The organism is Erythrobacter sp. BLCC-B19, assembly GCF_028621955.1.
Taxonomy (GTDB): Bacteria; Pseudomonadota; Alphaproteobacteria; order Sphingomonadales; family Sphingomonadaceae; genus Erythrobacter.
In genome coordinates, this window is record NZ_CP117516.1 from 1792855 (window position 1) to 1810212 (window position 17358).

The 17358-nt window shown below is 60.2% G+C and carries 9 protein-coding genes and 1 tRNA gene; 8 read left to right on the forward strand and 2 right to left on the reverse strand.

What is annotated here, in order from left to right:
* Positions 1 to 60 precede the first annotated feature (60 nt).
* Positions 61 to 984 (forward strand): SMP-30/gluconolactonase/LRE family protein, encoded by a 924-nt coding sequence (locus PS060_RS08395; RefSeq protein ID WP_273986810.1) that lies wholly within the window; start codon positions 61 to 63, stop codon positions 982 to 984.
* Here the strand turns inward: PS060_RS08395 and PS060_RS08400 are convergent.
* Positions 981 to 2336, reverse strand: coding sequence for a M24 family metallopeptidase (locus PS060_RS08400; protein ID WP_273986812.1), 1356 nt, complete (start codon positions 2334 to 2336; stop codon positions 981 to 983). The two genes, PS060_RS08395 and PS060_RS08400, sit on opposite strands and share 4 nt — an antisense overlap.
* A 100-nt stretch (positions 2337 to 2436) precedes the next feature.
* On the opposite strand from PS060_RS08400, the gene PS060_RS08405 reads away from it, so the two are divergent.
* From PS060_RS08405 to PS060_RS08435, 7 genes are all read left to right on the forward strand, one after another.
* Positions 2437 to 3411 (forward strand): CorA family divalent cation transporter, encoded by a 975-nt coding sequence (locus PS060_RS08405; RefSeq protein ID WP_273986814.1) that lies wholly within the window; start codon positions 2437 to 2439, stop codon positions 3409 to 3411.
* 122 nt (positions 3412 to 3533) lie between these two features.
* Positions 3534 to 3607: transfer RNA gene (locus PS060_RS08410), tRNA-Gly, on the forward strand.
* Positions 3608 to 3748: 141 nt separating this feature from the next.
* Entirely contained in the window at positions 3749 to 5821 is a 2073-nt protein-coding gene (locus PS060_RS08415; protein ID WP_337960239.1) for a DUF6538 domain-containing protein, read from the forward strand.
* Between the two features lie 295 nt (positions 5822 to 6116).
* A complete protein-coding gene (gene zorA, locus PS060_RS08420; RefSeq protein WP_273986817.1) occupies positions 6117 to 8084 on the forward strand; it encodes an anti-phage ZorAB system protein ZorA in 1968 nt (655 codons plus the stop codon).
* Complete coding sequence (locus PS060_RS08425; RefSeq protein ID WP_273986819.1) at positions 8081 to 8833, forward strand: OmpA/MotB family protein; 753 nt, start codon at positions 8081 to 8083, stop codon at positions 8831 to 8833. Before zorA ends, PS060_RS08425 begins: the two co-directional genes overlap by 4 nt.
* Positions 8830 to 10257: an EH signature domain-containing protein gene (locus tag PS060_RS08430; protein ID WP_337960240.1), complete on the forward strand. Its 1428-nt coding sequence runs from the start codon at positions 8830 to 8832 to the stop codon at positions 10255 to 10257. Before PS060_RS08425 ends, PS060_RS08430 begins: the two co-directional genes overlap by 4 nt.
* Positions 10250 to 14029, forward strand: coding sequence for a DEAD/DEAH box helicase (locus PS060_RS08435; RefSeq protein ID WP_273986822.1), 3780 nt, complete (start codon positions 10250 to 10252; stop codon positions 14027 to 14029). Before PS060_RS08430 ends, PS060_RS08435 begins: the two co-directional genes overlap by 8 nt.
* Positions 14030 to 14268: 239 nt before the next feature.
* On the opposite strand, the gene PS060_RS08440 is transcribed toward PS060_RS08435, so the two are convergent.
* Positions 14269 to 17358 carry a type I restriction endonuclease subunit R gene (locus PS060_RS08440; protein ID WP_273982398.1) on the reverse strand — a complete coding sequence of 1030 codons (3090 nt, stop codon included), beginning with the start codon at positions 17356 to 17358 and terminating at the stop codon, positions 14269 to 14271.

Sequence of the window (17358 nt, forward strand, 5' to 3'; positions counted from 1 at the left end):
CTGGCGCGGCGGGGCGCGGCAGGGCACGGTGGGTGCCAGACACGGCAAGGGACGGGGATAATGGGCAGGCTTCGGGCAGGATTGGCGCTGCTGGCAGCAGCATGGATGGCGAGCGGCGCTCTGGCCGAGGACAGCGGCGGGCTGATCCTCCCCGCAACGCTCGAACTGGCCGCCACCGGCTACACCTTCACCGAAGGGCCGGCATGGGACGGGGCGCGGATCATCTTCAGCGACATTCCGGGTGACGCGGTGCACGTGCTGGTGCCGGGCGAGGCGGCGGCACAGAAGCTTTATGCCCCGTCTGCCAATGCCAATGGCCACACCTTCGACCGGCAAGGCCGCCTCATCAATGCCGAGCATGGCAGCGGCGCGCTCACCCGCTGGACGCCGGAGAGCGGGCGGCAGGTGATCGTTTCCGCCTATGAGGGCAAGCGGCTCAACAGCCCCAACGATGTGGTGGTGCGTAGTGATGGGCTGATCCTGTTCACCGATCCGCCCTATGGCCTCGGCCAGCGGGCGAGCGAGGTGGGTTTCTCCGGTGTCTTTGCCTACGACGAGACGAGCGGGCGGATGGTGCTGATCGACGATGCCTTGAGCCGCCCCAACGGCCTTGCGCTCTCGCCCGACGAGCGGGTGCTCTATGTCGGCGACACTGCCACGCAGACGGTGTGGGCCTATGATCTGGCCGCCGATGGCACCGCCTCGGGCAAGCGGCTGGTGGTCGATGTGACCGACGAGAGCAAGCCGGGCCGGGTCGACGGGGTGCGGGTCGATAGTGAAGGGCGCGTGTGGTTCACCTGCCCCGGCGGCATTTGCGTGGTCGATCCCGTGCGCGGGCAGGTGATCGAACGCCTCGCCACACCCAAGCGCGCAACCAACCTCGCATGGGGCGGGGCCGATCTTTCGGAGCTCTACATCACCGCGCTGACCGACGTGTACCGGGTCAAGACGCGGGCGAGGGGCGTGGGTTCGTCGAGCCGTTAGTCTGACGGGATCAGCGTGATCGCGGTCTGGCGCCCGTCGATGTAGCGCACTTTTGTACCATCAAAGAAGGCGTCCTCTTCGGTGCGGAAATCGACCCGCTGGCCGCCCCATTCGGGCACGGCGGCGTAAGACGTCAGCTCGATCGACCACGCGGTGTTGGCCCGGATCGGGCCGCTCCCGCGCGGATCGGCCTTCTGATTGTCCCAGAACCCGATGCTTGGCCCCGCGCCGTGGCCGTGGTGGCCAATGGGATGGCTGTAGATCGAGGGATCGAGCCCCGCCGCGATGCTATCCGCCCGCGCCTGCGCGAGCGCGTCATTCCCGCTGATGCCGACCTTGAAGGCGCGGGTGAGGAAATCCTGCACCCGGTTGCTCCCCGCCAGCCCCGCCCGAAGGCCCGCCGGTGCCTCTGTCTCGCCCGGCTTCAGCACATAGGCCAGGTGCTGGGTATCGGTGTTGAGGCGCAGATAGGTGATGCCGAAATCGGTCCACAAGAGGTCGCCCGGCTGGATCACCGTATCGCCCTCCAGCATTCCCTTGACCCCCTGCCGCTGGATCGCGACCGAGGGGTGGAACCACGGGGTCAGGCCCAGCGCCATCAGCCGGTCGCGATACCACCATTGCACCTGTTCGGCGGTGGTGACGCCCGGCGTGATGACCTTGCGCGAAAACGCTTCGCCGATCACGGAATGGGCGATGCGCACCACGGTGGGATAGAGCTCCATCTCGGCCGGCGTGCGCGTTTCCAGCCAGCGGATCGCAAGGTTCTCTCCGCTCACCGCTCGCTCATGCAGTGCCGGAGGCAGGGCCGACATGAACTTGTCGTATTGGCTCAGCGTCATCCCGTCAGCGAACTGGTAGAGATCGGAGGAATTGATCGCGATTTTTGCCGGGTTCCGGGCCGCGATCAGCTCGGCCACCGCCTGCCATTGGTCGGGCTGCTTGTCGGGATCCCAGGCAGGCGCGAACAGCCCGCCAAGGCCATAGCGGCTGACCGTCAGCCGCTCGACCGGCTTGCCATTGCCGGGGTCGAAGAAGATCAGGATCGTCCGCCGCCGGGCGTGCATATTCTCGGCATCGAGCATGGTGGCGACCACGGGCTCTTCGAAATATTCGCGCGCCATCAGCAGCCACAGGTCGATCCCCTCGGCGCGCATGATCTGGGGGATGAGGGTGTCGAGCCGTTCGGCAAGAATGCGATTTTCAAGCTCCGCCCGCCCGCGGGGGCCGAGTATCGCCGGCATGGCCGGGGCGTCTGCTTCGGTCTGGCTCAGGCCCGGCGCCGCTTGCCCCAGCGCCGGAACCGCCAGCGCCGCCGCCATCGCGCAGGAAACCAAAACCCGTCCGATCATGTCCATCAACCCCTAGCGTTTCGCCCGCGACACTGGCCGAGCGCGCCCTCCGGATCAAGCGCTTGCGGCAAAGGGGGGGAGGCGGCTAACACCAGCGGCGATGTCAGCGCCCGATCCTGCTCCGCTCGCCCTTCAGGCCTTGCTTGTCGAAGGCGGCGTGGTGTCCGACATTTCCGCAGATGCGGTCGCCAGCTATGCCGGGCCGGGGTTCGTGTGGCTCCATGCCGAGGGCACCGGGTCGGCCGAGGCCATGCACCTGCCCGCCTATGTCCCGCGCATGGCCGCCGGCGCACTGCTGGCGAGCGAGACCCGCCCGCGCTGCGATGAAGTCGACGATGCGGTGCTCATCAACCTGCGCGGCACCGCGCGCGATGCGGCGCATGGCAGCGACGGGCTGGTGTCGATCCGCGTCTGGGTCGAAGGCGCGCGCGTGACATCGGTCAGCCGCTACCGGCTCGCCGCGCTTGCCAAGGTCGAAGCGCTGGCGCGGGCGGGCAAGATCATTGACGGGGGCGACTTCGTTTCGATCCTTGCGCAGGCGATCAGCACCGAGCTTGACCCCGAAGTCGCCGATCTCGGCGACCAGCTCGATGATTGCGAGCGGATGCTCGATGGGGGCGACATCTACGCGTTGCGGCGCAAGATCGCCGCGCTGCGATCACAGGCTATCGTGCTGCGCCGCTTCGTTGCGCCCGATCGCGATGCTCTGGGCCAGATGGCGCAGCTCGATTTCGACTGGATCAGCCGGGAAGACCGGATGCATCTGCGCGAGGCGGCGGACCGTTTTGCCCGCATGGCCGAAGAGCTGGAGGCCGTGCGCGAGCGGGCGGCGTTGCTGCACGAACAGCTGACAGATCTGCGCGCCGAGATGATCGATCAGCGCAGCCTCGGGATCGCAGTGGTGGCCTTCATCTTCCTGCCGCTGACCTTCGTCACGGGCCTGCTTGGCATGAATGTCGAGGGCATCCCCTTCGCGCGTGACCCCTGGGCGTTCTGGGGCGTGGTCGCCTTTTGCGTGGTGATCGGCGGCGCAGTGATGGCATGGTTCGCCCGTCGCCACTGGCTGGAGGATTGACCGCGCACCAGATCAGGGTTGACCCAAAGGCCGCAATCGTGGCAGTGGCGCGCTGCCGGATCGCGAGGCGCAACCCCTCCCACCGGCCCGCCGCGCTGCAAAATCCCAGACCAGCGCGCGATGCGGGTGTAGCTCAATGGTAGAGCAGAAGCTTCCCAAGCTTACGACGAGGGTTCGATTCCCTTCACCCGCTCCACAATCCTGAAAAAACAGCAGAAAACCGCCATTCCGGAGGCGGTAATGCGTTCACCTTCACCCATAGCTTCTCACATGGCTTCTCACAGGCCGGGCACGGGAGGCATCCGGCCGAACGCGTTTGGCCTAGGGGTCCGCTGACATGGGCCAGCACAGCTATCTTGTGCGCCGCGGAGCCCGGTATCATTTTCGGCGAAGAAAGCCTGCCGTCTACAAATGTAGTCGTCCTATAAGCATTGCGTTGGGCACATCCGACCCTGTCGAGGCACGTCGCCTCGTCCGGCGGCTGGCCGTGAAATGGGACGAATTGAACATGTTAATGACGCCGAAAATTGAGCGAGGTCACCTGACCATCCACCAGCAGGAGGCCCTCTTCCGCAAAGGGTTGGAAGATGAGCTCGCGCGGGCAACCGCGCATGTGAGGGCTCCGATGGGTTCCGCACAGCCGCACGCCGGGCTGCATCGGATCATGGAGGCGGCCTATCGTATCGTTGCCCGCGTGCCGCATGATGCTGCCGCGATTGATCTCGAGACGATCGAAGCGGAGACCGATGAAACTTGGGGCGGTGAAGAATTCGCCCTGCTATGTAAGACGCTGCAACATCTCGTAACGCCGATGAGTGTAAGCGGGATCGAAGCCCAAAAGGCCCTTCAGGAACTCGGCGGGCCGCTGAACGAAGGCACGATCCGTGAGGCGCGTTCGCAGATCTTAAGCGGATACGCCGAGGCCCACCGACGTTCCACGCTCCTCGACAGTGAGGAGGTGAATGCTTCCGGGCGTGGGATAATGGCGCTTCTGGATGACGCTATCGTCGGACGAGCATCAATGGAGCGCAATAGGCCACAAGTCTCCTCAACTCCGGCGCCACAACCCGTCACGGCAACAGCTCCAGCCGCAAATCAGTCTGCGCCAGAAAGCATTTACGCCTTCCCTAGCGATCTGCGTTTCAGCGAAGTGATGCACGAAGTGCTGGCTGAATTGGAGACGGAAAGAGGTTGGGCGAAGGACAATGGCCAGCGCGAGGCCGTCTGCGAAAGAGCCGCTTGGATCTGTGGGGACAAGAGGCTGCGCGACTGGAGCGCGGCTGATGCGCAATATTTCGCCAAGACGGTTGCGAAATTTCCCAGCGATTTCAAATGGGGGAAGCTCAACAAGAGCGGTGCGATGGCCATTCCGTTCGATGAGAAGAACATTCCCTCGAACACGGGCAAGGAGCGTAACGTGCGCACCATAAATCGTGATTTGAGCATCCTCCAGAACGTCTCCCAGCGCCTGGCAAAAACACATTGGCGCCTGAAGTATGGCGATCGGCTCGAAGTGAATTTCAATGATTACAACATCCGGGTTGAGGATGATCCTGATAATCCAGACCGGATGCCGTGGACGCCGGAGCATCTGCAGGCTCTGTATTCGCTGCCGCTCTGGCAGGGTGGCGGAGGCAACATTGCCCGCCTCAAGCCGAGCAACCGGCCGATCATCTATATGGACGCCGCTTACTGGCTTCCTCTTATCGGGAGCTACACAGGCTTATGTCGCGAGGAAGGAGCGGGGCTTGAAGTCGATGACTTCAATTTCGACTGCGAGGTGCCCTACGTGGTGGTGAAAAAGAACGAGCTACGTCGATTGAAAAACAAGTCGCGCGCCCGGGTCATGCCTCTCCATCCTGAGCTACTCGACCTGGGCCTGCAGAGGTATGTCGAGGCGATCGCCAAGGAGCAGAAACACGTGCCCGGGGTATGCACTCCCGTCTTCCCGGAGCTTTGGTGTGACGACGCCAAGTATCATGGCGGAGGTAAGAAGGTTCCCTCGAAAGGTGGCAGGCGCTTTTACGCTATCGCTTGGCGCTATATCGCGGACGCCACTCACGCCCTGATGCCGTTGCCCGAAACGCGTGATGGCAAGAAAGCCGACTATCACTCGCAGCGCACTTATAATCAGAGTGTCCTCGCCGCTCCAGACGTCGCAGAAAAGATCTTGGCCATGCACATGGGACACGCGCGTGAGGGGACTGGGCCCAGAAAATACGATCGCCGGGCTCTCGCACTCGGTGAGGTCAAAGAGCTGCGTGAGCGGCTCGATATCATGGTGCGCGAAATGCCGATCGTAACTGCGCACATCCCGCGCCAGAAGACAGTGCAACTACTGCATATTCGGCACCGCTCTCGCGTCGGATCTGCCCCCGGGCGCGACGCGCAGCGAAAATTCTGCCAATGATAGGTGGCTAAGGATATGGTGACCGCTCGATACCCGTTCATAGACTGGAGCCGCAGGCCTGCAAGATTATGCCCGCGCGACAATGAATTGGACTTGTGGTGAAGGCGGCCATCATGCTGATAAGGCGAAGAGAGTGCCGCTGATGTCGGCCATCCGGGATTGGGTAGCCATTGCAACCGGCTAGCCAATCCCAAGCTTGATTTTTGAACCGTTTGGCAGTCATTTAGCCCATCGGGCTTGGCGAAGAAGTTCAGTCACACGACTGCTTCCAGAGCGGCTTTTCGATTGGAGAGATATGAGCGGAATCCTCGAGCAACTTCTCGATGCGATCTTGGGCCTCCTGAACTTCGTCTATGGCGAGCGCTGGGTCGTGCCCTTCGTCTTCGTGCCAGGCATGTTTGCCATTGCGCTCTTTGTGCGGCACCGGGCGCGAGCGAGTGTTATCCCCTTCCTCGCGGCTGCCCGAGAACGCGTTGACGCACTGCAGGCAGCTCTGGGTGACGATAAAGACCCTGAGGCCGAGAGGCGCTCTTTTTCCGAAAATTACATTCGGGTCGCAAGTGCGATGGCAGCTGACCAGATAGGCGCCCATCATCTTGTGCAGGCATGGCGCGAATTCCAGGAGTCGATGGTCGATGAAACCGCTTCGCCAGTGCGGAACACCAATCGTCCCAGCGCATTCTTTAACCGGTCAGCCCCAAAGCTGACGGTCCTTCACTTCGCCTCAAACATTTTTGTCGGCGCGGGGCTCATCCTTACGTTTCTCGGTTTGATCGTCGCGCTGAACACTGCAGCGCAAAACATGGGGGCAGATGTCGCCGCTGCACAAGGGTCGCTCAGAGACCTCTTGACCGTCGCGGGCGCAAAGTTCTTCACTTCCGTGGCGGGTCTTGGCGCATCCATCTGGCTACGCTTCACAGAATACAACCTCAGCAAGAGGATCCGCCGAGAGCTGGATTTGATCTGCGAGCTGCTCGAGCGCGGGTTGCTCTATGTGTCGCCGCAAAGGTTGGCTGTTGAGCAGCTTGAGGTCATGCGCGAACAACGCGACCAGCTGAAATTCTTCAACACCGATGTAGCTCTACAACTTTCGGAACGTATCGGCGTCCAGTTCACCCAAGCGATTGCCCCAGTTGCTGCCTCACTTAGTCAACTGAATGACAATATGACGTCTGTCACTCAGGGGATCGGTGCGGGTGCCCGCGAAGCGATTGAAAAGGTCAGTGGAGAACAGTTGCGGGGCCTTAGCGACACACTGGGCGAGCTGCGCAGCAAGCTTGATACCATCGGCCAATCGGTCGGCAACAGCGGGGCTGACGCTGCCAACCAAATCCGACTTGCGGGGGAGGATTTCGCTAAGGCTGCCTCCGATATCCGTGATGCTTTTGATCGCCTCACAGCACAGGTTGACGGGATGGGAACCCGCATGACCGAACAAAGCGATGCGGCGCAGGCCGCTCAGCAAGCGGCGCTTGCGGATATCTTGGCTGGCATCGAAGATGCCCAAGGCCGCTCAACCGCAATGCTGACGACGATGCTTTCTACATTACAAAATGCGGGAGCCGAGGCTGCTGGAACCCTTCGGCAGGAAGTGGAAAAGACTCTCAAGACGGGCGTGGAAGCAAGCGGCGAAACCTTCCGCAAGGCGATCGAGGCCTCAAGCGGAGAGCTACGAGAGACCACCCAGAAACTTAGCGCGGCAGTGGGCGAGGCTGCGCAGCAGGTCGAGCGTGCAAGTGTTGGCTTCGGTCAGTCAAGCGACAGGGCAGCCCAGACAGCCGAAGCGATGCGCAGTATCACCGATAGCGCAAGGACGGTGGCAAGCTCCATGACCGACGCGGCGCAAGGGTTCGCTAGCGCTGCAGGGCCGGTCGCCGAGGCCGCACGTTCGATTGATCAAGCTACGCGGCGAGTTGCTGATACGGTTGAGTCAGACCGAGCGGCAGCGGTGGCGGCAATCGGTGAGATGAGGTCACTAGCGGAAGCAATCCGCACCACCCAGCAATCTGCCGAAGCGGCTTGGAATGATTATCGCGCCCGTTTCGAGGGTGTCGATCGCGCTCTCTCTGTAGCTACCGAAAAGCTTGCTGAGACCCTTGGCGACAGCCTGACAGAGTTCCGGAAGTTCGCACAGGAAACGGACCGAGAAATGGCGGCAGCAGTAGGCCGGCTGAGCAATACCCTCACGCAGATCGAAGAGTATGCTGAATCCCTTGACGATTTCGTTGAGCTGACGCGGAACATGCCGGAGCCAGCTGAATGATCTTGGAGGAAGTCCACGAGCAACTGGCTGACGAGGAGAACTATTTCGTCTCCATGACCGATCTAATGGTCGGTCTGGTTTTCATATTCATCATCCTCCTGATGTATTTTGCTCTTCAATTTCAAGAGGAAACAAAGAAGCTGACCGAATCCGACAAGACAAGGAGCGAAATCTTAGAGCAGTTGCAGGAGACGCTAAAGGCAAGAAACGTGGAGGTGATCATTGATCGCGACAATGGTGTCCTCCGCTTGCCTGACTCGATTCTTTTTGACAGTGGGCAAAGCCAGATCAAGACTGACGGTAGGGAGAAAGTCAGTGCTCTTGCAGATGCGCTTCGCGACGTCCTTCCTTGCTATAGCCAAGGGTTGAACCGCGACAGCCGGTGCCCAGAGAGCAACCATCTAATCGAGTCAGTCTACGTGGAGGGGCACACAGATAGTGATCCCTACGGAGGTTCCGGCACGCTTCGAGACAATTGGGACTTATCCGTAGTCCGTGCGACGAATACGTTCCGGGCATTGCTTGAGTTCGAACCGGAACTCATTGACCTATGCGCTCCCAAGCATGGCCGCTGCGAACCAATATTGAGCGTTAGCGGATATGGTGAAATGCGGCCAGTTCCCAACTCACAGGGAGACGAGGAGCAAAGAAAGCGGCAAAATCGCCGCATCGACCTGCGCCTGATCATGATGGCGCCCGACGACGGTAAAGCAAAGCAATCGCTTGAGGACAGGCTTAAGAAGCGATGAGCCACCTTGCCAACCTAGTCGCTGACCCAAAGCTGCTATCTGCAAGGTTGCGCGTAGGCGCAACTCAACCAGAAAAGTTGCGGCGCAGCGTCGCGAAAATCTCACAAAATGGGACCTCCGATTTGGGCGAAGTCGAGCAGATAGGCGAACTCCAGCAACGCCTTATTGGATGGGCAAAGGCCCCCCCTCTTCCGCCCTTGGCCCGAAGAGACCTCCGTAATGGATGCCGGACTGTGCTGCATCCCCCACACCCGCTAGCTGAGGATGATACCGTCATTGATCGATTGCTGGGTGAAGTGGAGCGGAACCGACGCCGGGCCGCCTTCTTTGCGGTGATTGATGCCTATCTCGACGGGTTCGACCGCGACAGCTCGGCAGTTGTTTCGCTCGCCCGCCGCCTTCAAGCTCTTGCCGCTGGATGGCCTTGGCGTGACAACGACAACTGGCCAGATAGGATTACGGAGTTCGCGCTCCTCGATCCCGCTCGTTCGCCCGAAGTTCTCGCGCGGCGCATCCTTGCAAGCGGAGACAAACCTTTTGATGTTTTGCGAACTGCCGGACTCGACACGGCAGGGCGTCGTTTCGGCGGTCTGGTCGAAGCTGCATTTCGGTTCGCCTGCAACCTTGTGAAGAAGATGAAGGGGCAGGATGCGGTGTCAGGGCAGCGTATCCTGATTGAGTGGGCGCGCAACGAGGCAGGCGATTTCGGTTATCAACGGGCATGGCCTGATTTTGTGCAGGCCAGCTTGATCCCTTGGCAAATCGAGGAGCCAAGCGAGGCCCATAAATCGGCACTACTTGGTATGCTGGAGCGCTTCGGTGGCGGAGATCCGCGTGCAGTGCCGGGCCGCTGGCGCACGATAATGGATGAAGCGCCGGGCGCATACGCCGTGTTAATGCGCTGGCTTACGCGGGCGTCAGTCCTTCAGTTCCTCGACATAGTCGATCGTCTCATGCCTGACTACGCCTCCAAACTTATGTGGTCATACCGCCGCGCCTTTTGGATGTCTTATCTGCTTAGCGACGGTTCAACTCCGGGCATCGATGCAGCGTGGGTCGCCTTTGGCGATGACGGAGCCAGTTTGGCCCGCAAGGTTGCCAGAGAGACCGGAGATAAGTCATTCACGGCGTTTGGGAAACAGTTCGACAAATCCCCCCAGCACGCCGCATTGATCCTGCGGATTGGGGACCTCACAATCGTGGATTGGAGCCACAACGCGAAATTCCAAGTTTGGCAAAGGCAGCATAAGGGCCATCCGGAGCTTTTCAGAAGCGCTTATCGCTATGGCGAGCTCTACAGCGCTCCAATCCAAGGAAGCCATTCATCACCGCGCACGTTCACGTGGCAGAAGAACCTCGCCAAGATAATCGAGGGGAGGAACTTCTTTTCTCCGAAGCCATCGTGGAGGCCATCGGGTGTTTAAGAACCCCTTTCGTAAGGAAGATCAGCCAGGCTTCGCCTGGCAGGAAGACGGCGACGACCTCATAATCACCCTCAATCGCGGGAAGACGAGGGTGCCCTTGTCTGATTGGGTTCGTCTTCGTCCTGATGTTGCAGCAACTTTAGTTTCGTTGCAGGCGACACATGAGGGCGATGAAGAAGGCTCGGCTGGAGTTCTGCTAAAGGAAGATCATCTGAGATTGCAGCCCGGTGCTGTTGCCTCCCTCAACGCAAGCACTGCTGCGCTTATTGGCCTTCCTGCCCCGACACCCCTCGCCCTTGATTTGTCGCCGCAAAACCGGATCGACCAGGACGAGTTTCGTCTCAACGTAAGATGGGTTCGTCCAGGAGGGCAACCAGTTCGATCGCAGCTGCGAGGCGCGCTGCTCTGGACTGACACTGGACCACGGCGAGTGCCGGAGCCGCTTTGGTCGCTGCATAACGCAGCCGAGCCGCTGACACGGTCGCTACAGCGTTCCGATCGTTTCGAGGCGCTCGCAAAGCTGCGGGAGCACTGGCCCGACGATCCGCAGCTTCCCATCGAGAGCGATTCCTATCTCAAAGACCTTCGGGTCCACTATGCAGCCAGCCTGTCGCTCAAGCTTAAGGCGTTAACTCCCGATCGCACTGATTTCGATCCAGTCCTCTTTAGTGCAAGATCAGTCTCAGTTGCGATGGATGAGGGGGTAGGGCTCGATGAGGAAGCTGACAGCATCCTCTCACCTTCGGCCCAGAGGCTCTTTGCGAGTGACAGATTCCGTCGTGAGTCGGGCGCGCGACCCGTTTACGTCCTTAGGAACGGCGAATATCTGTTCATTGACCCGTCTCTGCGCCCAGCCCTAGATGTGGTGCGCAAGCTTCAGGACGCGCCTGAGGCACAACGCCGGGCCTTCGTTCTCAATCCGCGCAAAGTCATGCGCGAAACACTCGGGGAAGACGAGTCTGAGGCAATTGGCCTCGAGAACCTGTTCATCGAGACAGAACAGTTCTCGGCGCGGGTTGCTGGCGTTGATGTATGGCGTGCTCCGGTCTTGCCATGGATCGTCCAGTCACAAAAAAACAGCTGGATACCGGAGCGGTTCGGGCTGCGTATCGGAGAGGACTATTTCTCCCTACCCGTTGAGAACATTTCGGAAGTCGCCCGACGTCTCGAGGATGCTGCAAACGCCAATCTGCCCGATGTCAACGTCGAGGGATTGTTAGAATCCGCGACCGAAAATGGGCTCCCGCCGCCCAAAAAACTTCCTGTCAATGATCAGAGCCGCGATGCACTGGCGAGTCTAGCAGCCTTCGTCAGTAAGGGCGACGTTACCGATGACTCCCAAGCGAGTGCCGACGACGCAGATTGGAACGCGGCGACGCAAGGCAAGCTATTTCTCGTCGTTCGCGACAATTTCGAAGAGGTCGACTACGCGCCGGCAGGTTTGACCCGGGAATTGGGCAGCCAACCTACTCGTTCGATTGAAGCTCCCGGTTTGCTTCGGTCGACGCTCAAATCGCACCAGATTGAAGGCCTGACGTGGCTGGCACAGAGCTGCCTCGCAGGCAGGCCAGGTGCATTGCTTGCCGATGATATGGGGCTTGGGAAAACCATACAGGCCATCGCCTTCATGGCATGGCTACAGGCTGAAGCGGCGTCTGGAAGGAGGTCTCGCGCGCCCTTCCTAATTGTGGCCCCGACCGGTCTTCTGGGGACTTGGCGCACGGAAATAGAAAAGCATCTTCACGAGCCTCATCTGGGCCCGCTGGTTCCAGCTTTTGGTGGCAACCTCAAGCTTCTGAGAGACGAAGATAGCTTCGCCGCACGCGATATCGAGACGGGCAAGGCTTCCCTCGATGCTGCGAATTGGCGCGACGCAGGCGTGGTCCTGACAACCTATGAGACACTGCGCGACTATCACTTCAGTTTCGCCCGCACACGGTTCGGGCTGATCATTTACGATGAGATTCAGAAGCTCAAGAACCCGGGCAGTCAGATGACACGCGCTGCCAAGGCGCTCAATTCCGAATTCACTCTCGGAATGACGGGCACGCCCGTCGAAAACCGCCTTCAGGATTTGTGGTCGATTATGGACGTCGTGGCACCAGGGTTTCTCGGTGCCAGTCGGGATTTCGAAAAAAGACATCCATCCGACGACAACGAAGCGCTTGCCAGGCTGAAAGCGCAGCTGACCGATGCTGTCCTTGGCCGTCCGCCTTACATGCTGCGCCGCATGAAGGGGGAGGTGCTCGACGGAATGCCGACGAAAACCGTGCATGTTCTCGAGCAGGAAATGCCGCCCATACAGGCCGCAGCTTACCGGGACCTCGTGATACGTGCGGCCGCTGCTGGTGCGGCGGGCAACCTCGGCAAGGGTGGGATGCTGACCACGCTAGCGAACATGCGTGGCGTATCACTCCATCCCGTCGACCCCCGATATGCACCAGATGATCTCGATGCTTATGCGGAGGACTCGGCCCGGCTCGCTCAGGCACTCTTGATCCTAGAAAAAGTCGCCGCAGCAAAAGAGAAAGCACTTATCTTTGTCGAAGACCTCGCCATGCAGGATAGGTTGGCCAGCCTTATAGCCAACCGATTTGGACTGTCATCTCGCCCTTCACGGATCAATGGCACGGTTCCAGGCCCCAAGCGCCAGGCGCTGGTCGAAGCGTTCCAGTCGCGCCGCGGCACATTCGACGTGATGATCCTGTCTCCCAAGGCAGGCGGGGTAGGTCTTACGCTCACTGCGGCGAACCACGTCATACATCTCTCGCGCTGGTGGAACCCTGCGGTAGAGGATCAAGCGACCGATCGTGTGTTTCGGATCGGTCAAACACGTGATGTGCACGTCTATCTGCCTATCGCAGTGCACCCTGACCCGGATCTTGCACCGTCGAGTTTTGACCTGCGTCTCAACGCGCTCATTGAGCGCAAGCGCAAACTCACCCGAGATCTGTTCTTTCCGCCTGACGCCAGCGATGGTGAGCTGGGCGACCTGTTCCGCGAGGTCTCACTTGAGCGTGAGATCCTCCAAGAAAATCAAGAGCCGAGTCGGATCGAGCCCTCGGCATCTGATAAGGAAGCATCGAAGCAGGAGCAGCCGAACTCCTTTGATCCGACGCCGAGCGAAAACGTAACCGACAACTCAGAACAAGAAAGTTTCGCCCCACGCGATGCAAAGGCTGAGCCGGACAATGATCAAGAAGACGCTGGGCCGCGACAGACTGAGGCTGATGACAGGGTAGAGCCGAGACGTGTCCTGTCATTGCCCAATGCCCTCGCCGATGCCCAGATAAGGCTCTGGCGCAGAGCCCCAGGGGAACCGAGACCAACCGACGAAATTCTGGCGCTATTTGCTGGTCGCCATATCGCTCAAGTCACTATCCGTGATCCATATGCGATTGCCACCCATTCCGCTCGTAGTTCGCAGATAGCGTTCTTGCAGTCCCTCAAGTCGGTGGCGGGCACGGTTGAGAGCGTCGTGATTGAGTATGCGCCTGAGGTTGAAGGTGATGTCGATGAAGTAGCTTGCCGCCGCGAATTTGGCTCCAGCTATTCAACTAGCTTCGCCGGCGCGGCACCTCGCCTGGCACTGGCGCGTCGCAGCAAGAGGTCTAGGGATGATGATTTCCACGATCGCTTCATCGAAGTGGACGTTCGTCACGCGGGAGGTGCGGTCAAACGCCATGAACTGACGATAGGCAGGGGCATCGAAGCGCTCTACAATGACCGCAGGCAATGCACGGTGACTTACGCTCCTCCGGGTGCCGGCTGAACGAGTTTGCAAGCTTACAACTTCATGTGTTCCCCGTTGATCCGGGCGATCATCGTCTTTCAGCTTCAAAAGTGAGTTCTGAGCCTAAATATATCCCCCAAGGCCCGGGCGGGTCGGATGAACCGGCCGCCGCGCGGCCCATATTTGATGGCGCTGAAATGCGTGAAGCCTTCAACAAAGTGAGGCTAAACTCCTACCTCTACGCCCCCTAGAAGAAGATCGAAATTGCGGGACAGATGCTATTTGCCTCCTTTGCGCAGTTCCTCGTAAAGCTGGCCAGGGCCCAGCAGCACATCGCGCAGGCCTTCGCGCACTTTCGCTGAATTCAAGGCTTGGCGGCTCATTGTCTCGTGCGCGGTCATGGCATCGATGATGGCGTTGACCAACTCTTCGGCGAGCGTGGGTGAGTTGGCGAACTGCGCTTTGCTATTGTTGATGGCTTGGGCGCGAAGCTCTTCGGATTCCAGCAGCTTGCCCTTGATGACGTTGTTTACATAGACGAGTTGATCGCCATCGGTAAGCTCGCCCTCGAACAGGTCGTTCACCTTGGCGATGATCTCCGCCAGCAGTGCCTTTTCCTTTTCCTGCACCGATCCCGATCCTACCCCCGTGATGGCGGGGAGGGGCACCTTGTCATCGCTGAGATGCAATTGACGCGAGCCCTGATCCTTCAAGCTGTGGTGGGTAAGCTTGACGCCGGACAGATCCACGGTTTCACGCTCGCGGCCAAATTGCAGTAGCGGAACCAACCGCTTGAAGAACAGGTTGCGCTTCTCGATCTCGGTGCTGCCGTAGTCGAAGATCTGCGACAGGAACGCGTATATCCGGATGAACGCTGCCATATCGCCGCGCGCCTGCAGCAGCGCATCCATCTCTTCTTTGGCCTCGCCTGCTGCCGACATATCCTTGCGCTCGGTGGCTGCCTTGTGGCGATCGCGCGCATTGTTGAAGAGCGTGAGCATGCGCTGGGCTATCGGCTCGATTGCGGCAATTAACTGGCCTTGCGTCGCGGTGGGATCGAGTTCGACCGCCACAAGCCGGTCCACCTCGAACTGGTCGTAGTAGCCTTGGCCATCGAGCTTCTGGCGTAAATCATAGACCAGGTTGGGATCGGTCGCGGCCTCGATCTCGGCGGTTTCGTAATATTGCCGGAACGCCGCGAGAATCTCCTCCGAGCTGTTCACGAAGTCGAGGATGTAGGTCGTGTCCTTGCCGGGGTGGGCGCGGTTGAGGCGCGATAGCGTCTGGACCGCTTGGATCCCGGCCAGTCTGCGATCGACATACATCCCGCACAGCAGGGGCTGATCAAAGCCGGTCTGGAACTTGTTCGCCACCAGCAGCAACTTGCAATCATCGTCGTTAAAGGCCGCGCGGATGTCCCGGCCGTTCAAGCCGGGATTGAGGCTGGCGCTGGCCTCCGTGAATGTCTCGCCCTTGTGATCGGGGTCATTCACCTCGCCGGAGAAAGCGACCAGCGTGCGCATGCGGTAGCCCTGCGACTTGATGTAGCTTTCGACTGCTATCTGCCAGCGCACAGCTTCGAGCCGGCTGCCCAGCACAACCATGGCCTTGGCCTGACCATCGAGCAGCGGCGCAACGTTCTCGCGGAAGTGCTCGACGACGATCTGCACCTTCTGCGCGATGTTGTAGGGATGCAGGCGCACCCAGCGCATGATGCCTTTGACAGCGGCGCTGCGCTCGACCTCGAGTTCATCCCACTCCTCAGACTCGCTCGCCAGCTTGAAGGCCAGACTGTAGGGCGTGTAATTCTTCAGGACATCGAGGATGAAGCCTTCCTCGATCGCCTGCCGCATCGAATAGACATGGAAGGGCGCCGGCTTGTTGGTCTCGCCTGCCGGTGCGGTCGGATTCGGCTTGCGGCCGAACAGCTCCATCGTCTTGGTCTTGGGCGTTGCGGTGAAGGCGACATAGGTCACGCCGTCATCCGCAGCCCGCGCCGTCATCTGGGCTGCAAGAACGTCTTCGGCGCTGATTTCCCCGCCATCTCCGAGTTCGGCCACCTCTTCCGGCGACAACACTGCTTTGAGCTTAGAGGCAGTCTCACCAGCCTGACTGCTGTGCGCCTCATCGGCGATCACTGCGAATTTCTTGCCATCGGTTGCTGCCCGATCGCGAACCGCTTCAAGGGCAAAGGGGAAGGTTTGCATGGTGCAGACGATGATCTTCTTGCCCGCATCAAGAGCATCGGCGAGCGCGGCGCTCTTGCTGCCGCTGTCGCTGGTAATGGTCGCAACCACCCCCTTTGTGCGCTCGAATTCGAACAGCGCCTCTTGCAGCTGGGCGTCGATTACGTTGCGATCGGACACCACGATCACGCTGGAGAAGATCTTCTGGTCGGCCTCGTCATGGAGGTCGGCCAGAAAATGCGCAGACCATGCTATCGAGTTGGTCTTGCCGGATCCGGCGCTGTGCTGGATCAGGAAGCGCCCACCGGCGCCCTCGGCGCGGACCTGCTGACGCAGTTTCCGCGTGGCATCCAGCTGGTGGTAGCGCGGGAAGATCACCGCGCTGATCTGCTTCTTCTTGTCGCGCTTGGCGATCATGTAGCGGCCGATCAGCTCCAGCCAGCTGTCACGCTGCCAGACTTCTTCCCAGAGGTAGGCGGTGGAATGGCCAGTCTGGCTGACCGGATTGCCCGCACCGCCATCAGTGCCCTGGTTAAACGGCAGGAAGCGCGTCTTGCCGCCTTCGAGCTTGGTGGTCATCATGATTTCGCGGTTCGAGACCGCGAAATGCACGAGTGCCCCGCGTGCGAAGGTCAGCAGAGGTTCGTTCTTCGGGTTCCGGTCGAACTTGTATTGGTCGATCGCATCGCCGATGCTCTGGGTGAAGTCCGTCTTTAGCTCGGCGGTGGAGACAGGAATGCCGTTGAGGAACAGCCCCAGATCGATGCTGTTCTCGTTCGCGCGTGAATAACGCAGCTGCCGGATCACCCGCACCCGGTTGGCCTGATAGCGCGCCACAATCTCAGGGTTCATGCCTGATGCCGGGGCGAACTGGGCAAGGCTGACGAGCCCACGAACGCCGATGAGTTCGAGCCCGTGACGCAGCACATCGAGGGTGCCACGATCATCGAGCTGTTTGCGCAGGCGGTCGCCCAGCACATCAAGGGCGGCGGCTCCATGCGCTTTCTCCAGCGCTTCCCACACCTTGGGCTGGGTCTCCTTCAGCCACTCGCGCAAATCTTCAGGAAAGAGCGCCCGCCCGCGATCATACCGGACCGCAGCACCATCCTCGTAAATCCAGCCTGCCGCGCCAAGGTAATCGCAGATCTCGTTCTCGAAGCTGATTTCCTTGTGCAGGCTCAT

What these genes read in the sequence shown, in the direction of transcription:
- PS060_RS08395 (WP_273986810.1), top strand. Translation starts at nt 61, where the DNA reads ATGGGCAGGCTTCGGGCAGGATTGGCGCTGCTGGCAGCAGCATGGATG.
- PS060_RS08400 (WP_273986812.1), bottom strand. Translation starts at nt 2,336, where the DNA reads ATGATCGGACGGGTTTTGGTTTCCTGCGCGATGGCGGCGGCGCTGGCG.
- PS060_RS08405 (WP_273986814.1), top strand. Translation starts at nt 2,437, where the DNA reads ATGTCAGCGCCCGATCCTGCTCCGCTCGCCCTTCAGGCCTTGCTTGTC.
- PS060_RS08415 (WP_337960239.1), top strand. Translation starts at nt 3,749, where the DNA reads ATGGGCCAGCACAGCTATCTTGTGCGCCGCGGAGCCCGGTATCATTTT.
- zorA (WP_273986817.1), top strand. Translation starts at nt 6,117, where the DNA reads ATGAGCGGAATCCTCGAGCAACTTCTCGATGCGATCTTGGGCCTCCTG.
- PS060_RS08425 (WP_273986819.1), top strand. Translation starts at nt 8,081, where the DNA reads ATGATCTTGGAGGAAGTCCACGAGCAACTGGCTGACGAGGAGAACTAT.
- PS060_RS08430 (WP_337960240.1), top strand. Translation starts at nt 8,830, where the DNA reads ATGAGCCACCTTGCCAACCTAGTCGCTGACCCAAAGCTGCTATCTGCA.
- PS060_RS08440 (WP_273982398.1), bottom strand. Translation starts at nt 17,358, where the DNA reads ATGAGCCTGCACAAGGAAATCAGCTTCGAGAACGAGATCTGCGATTAC.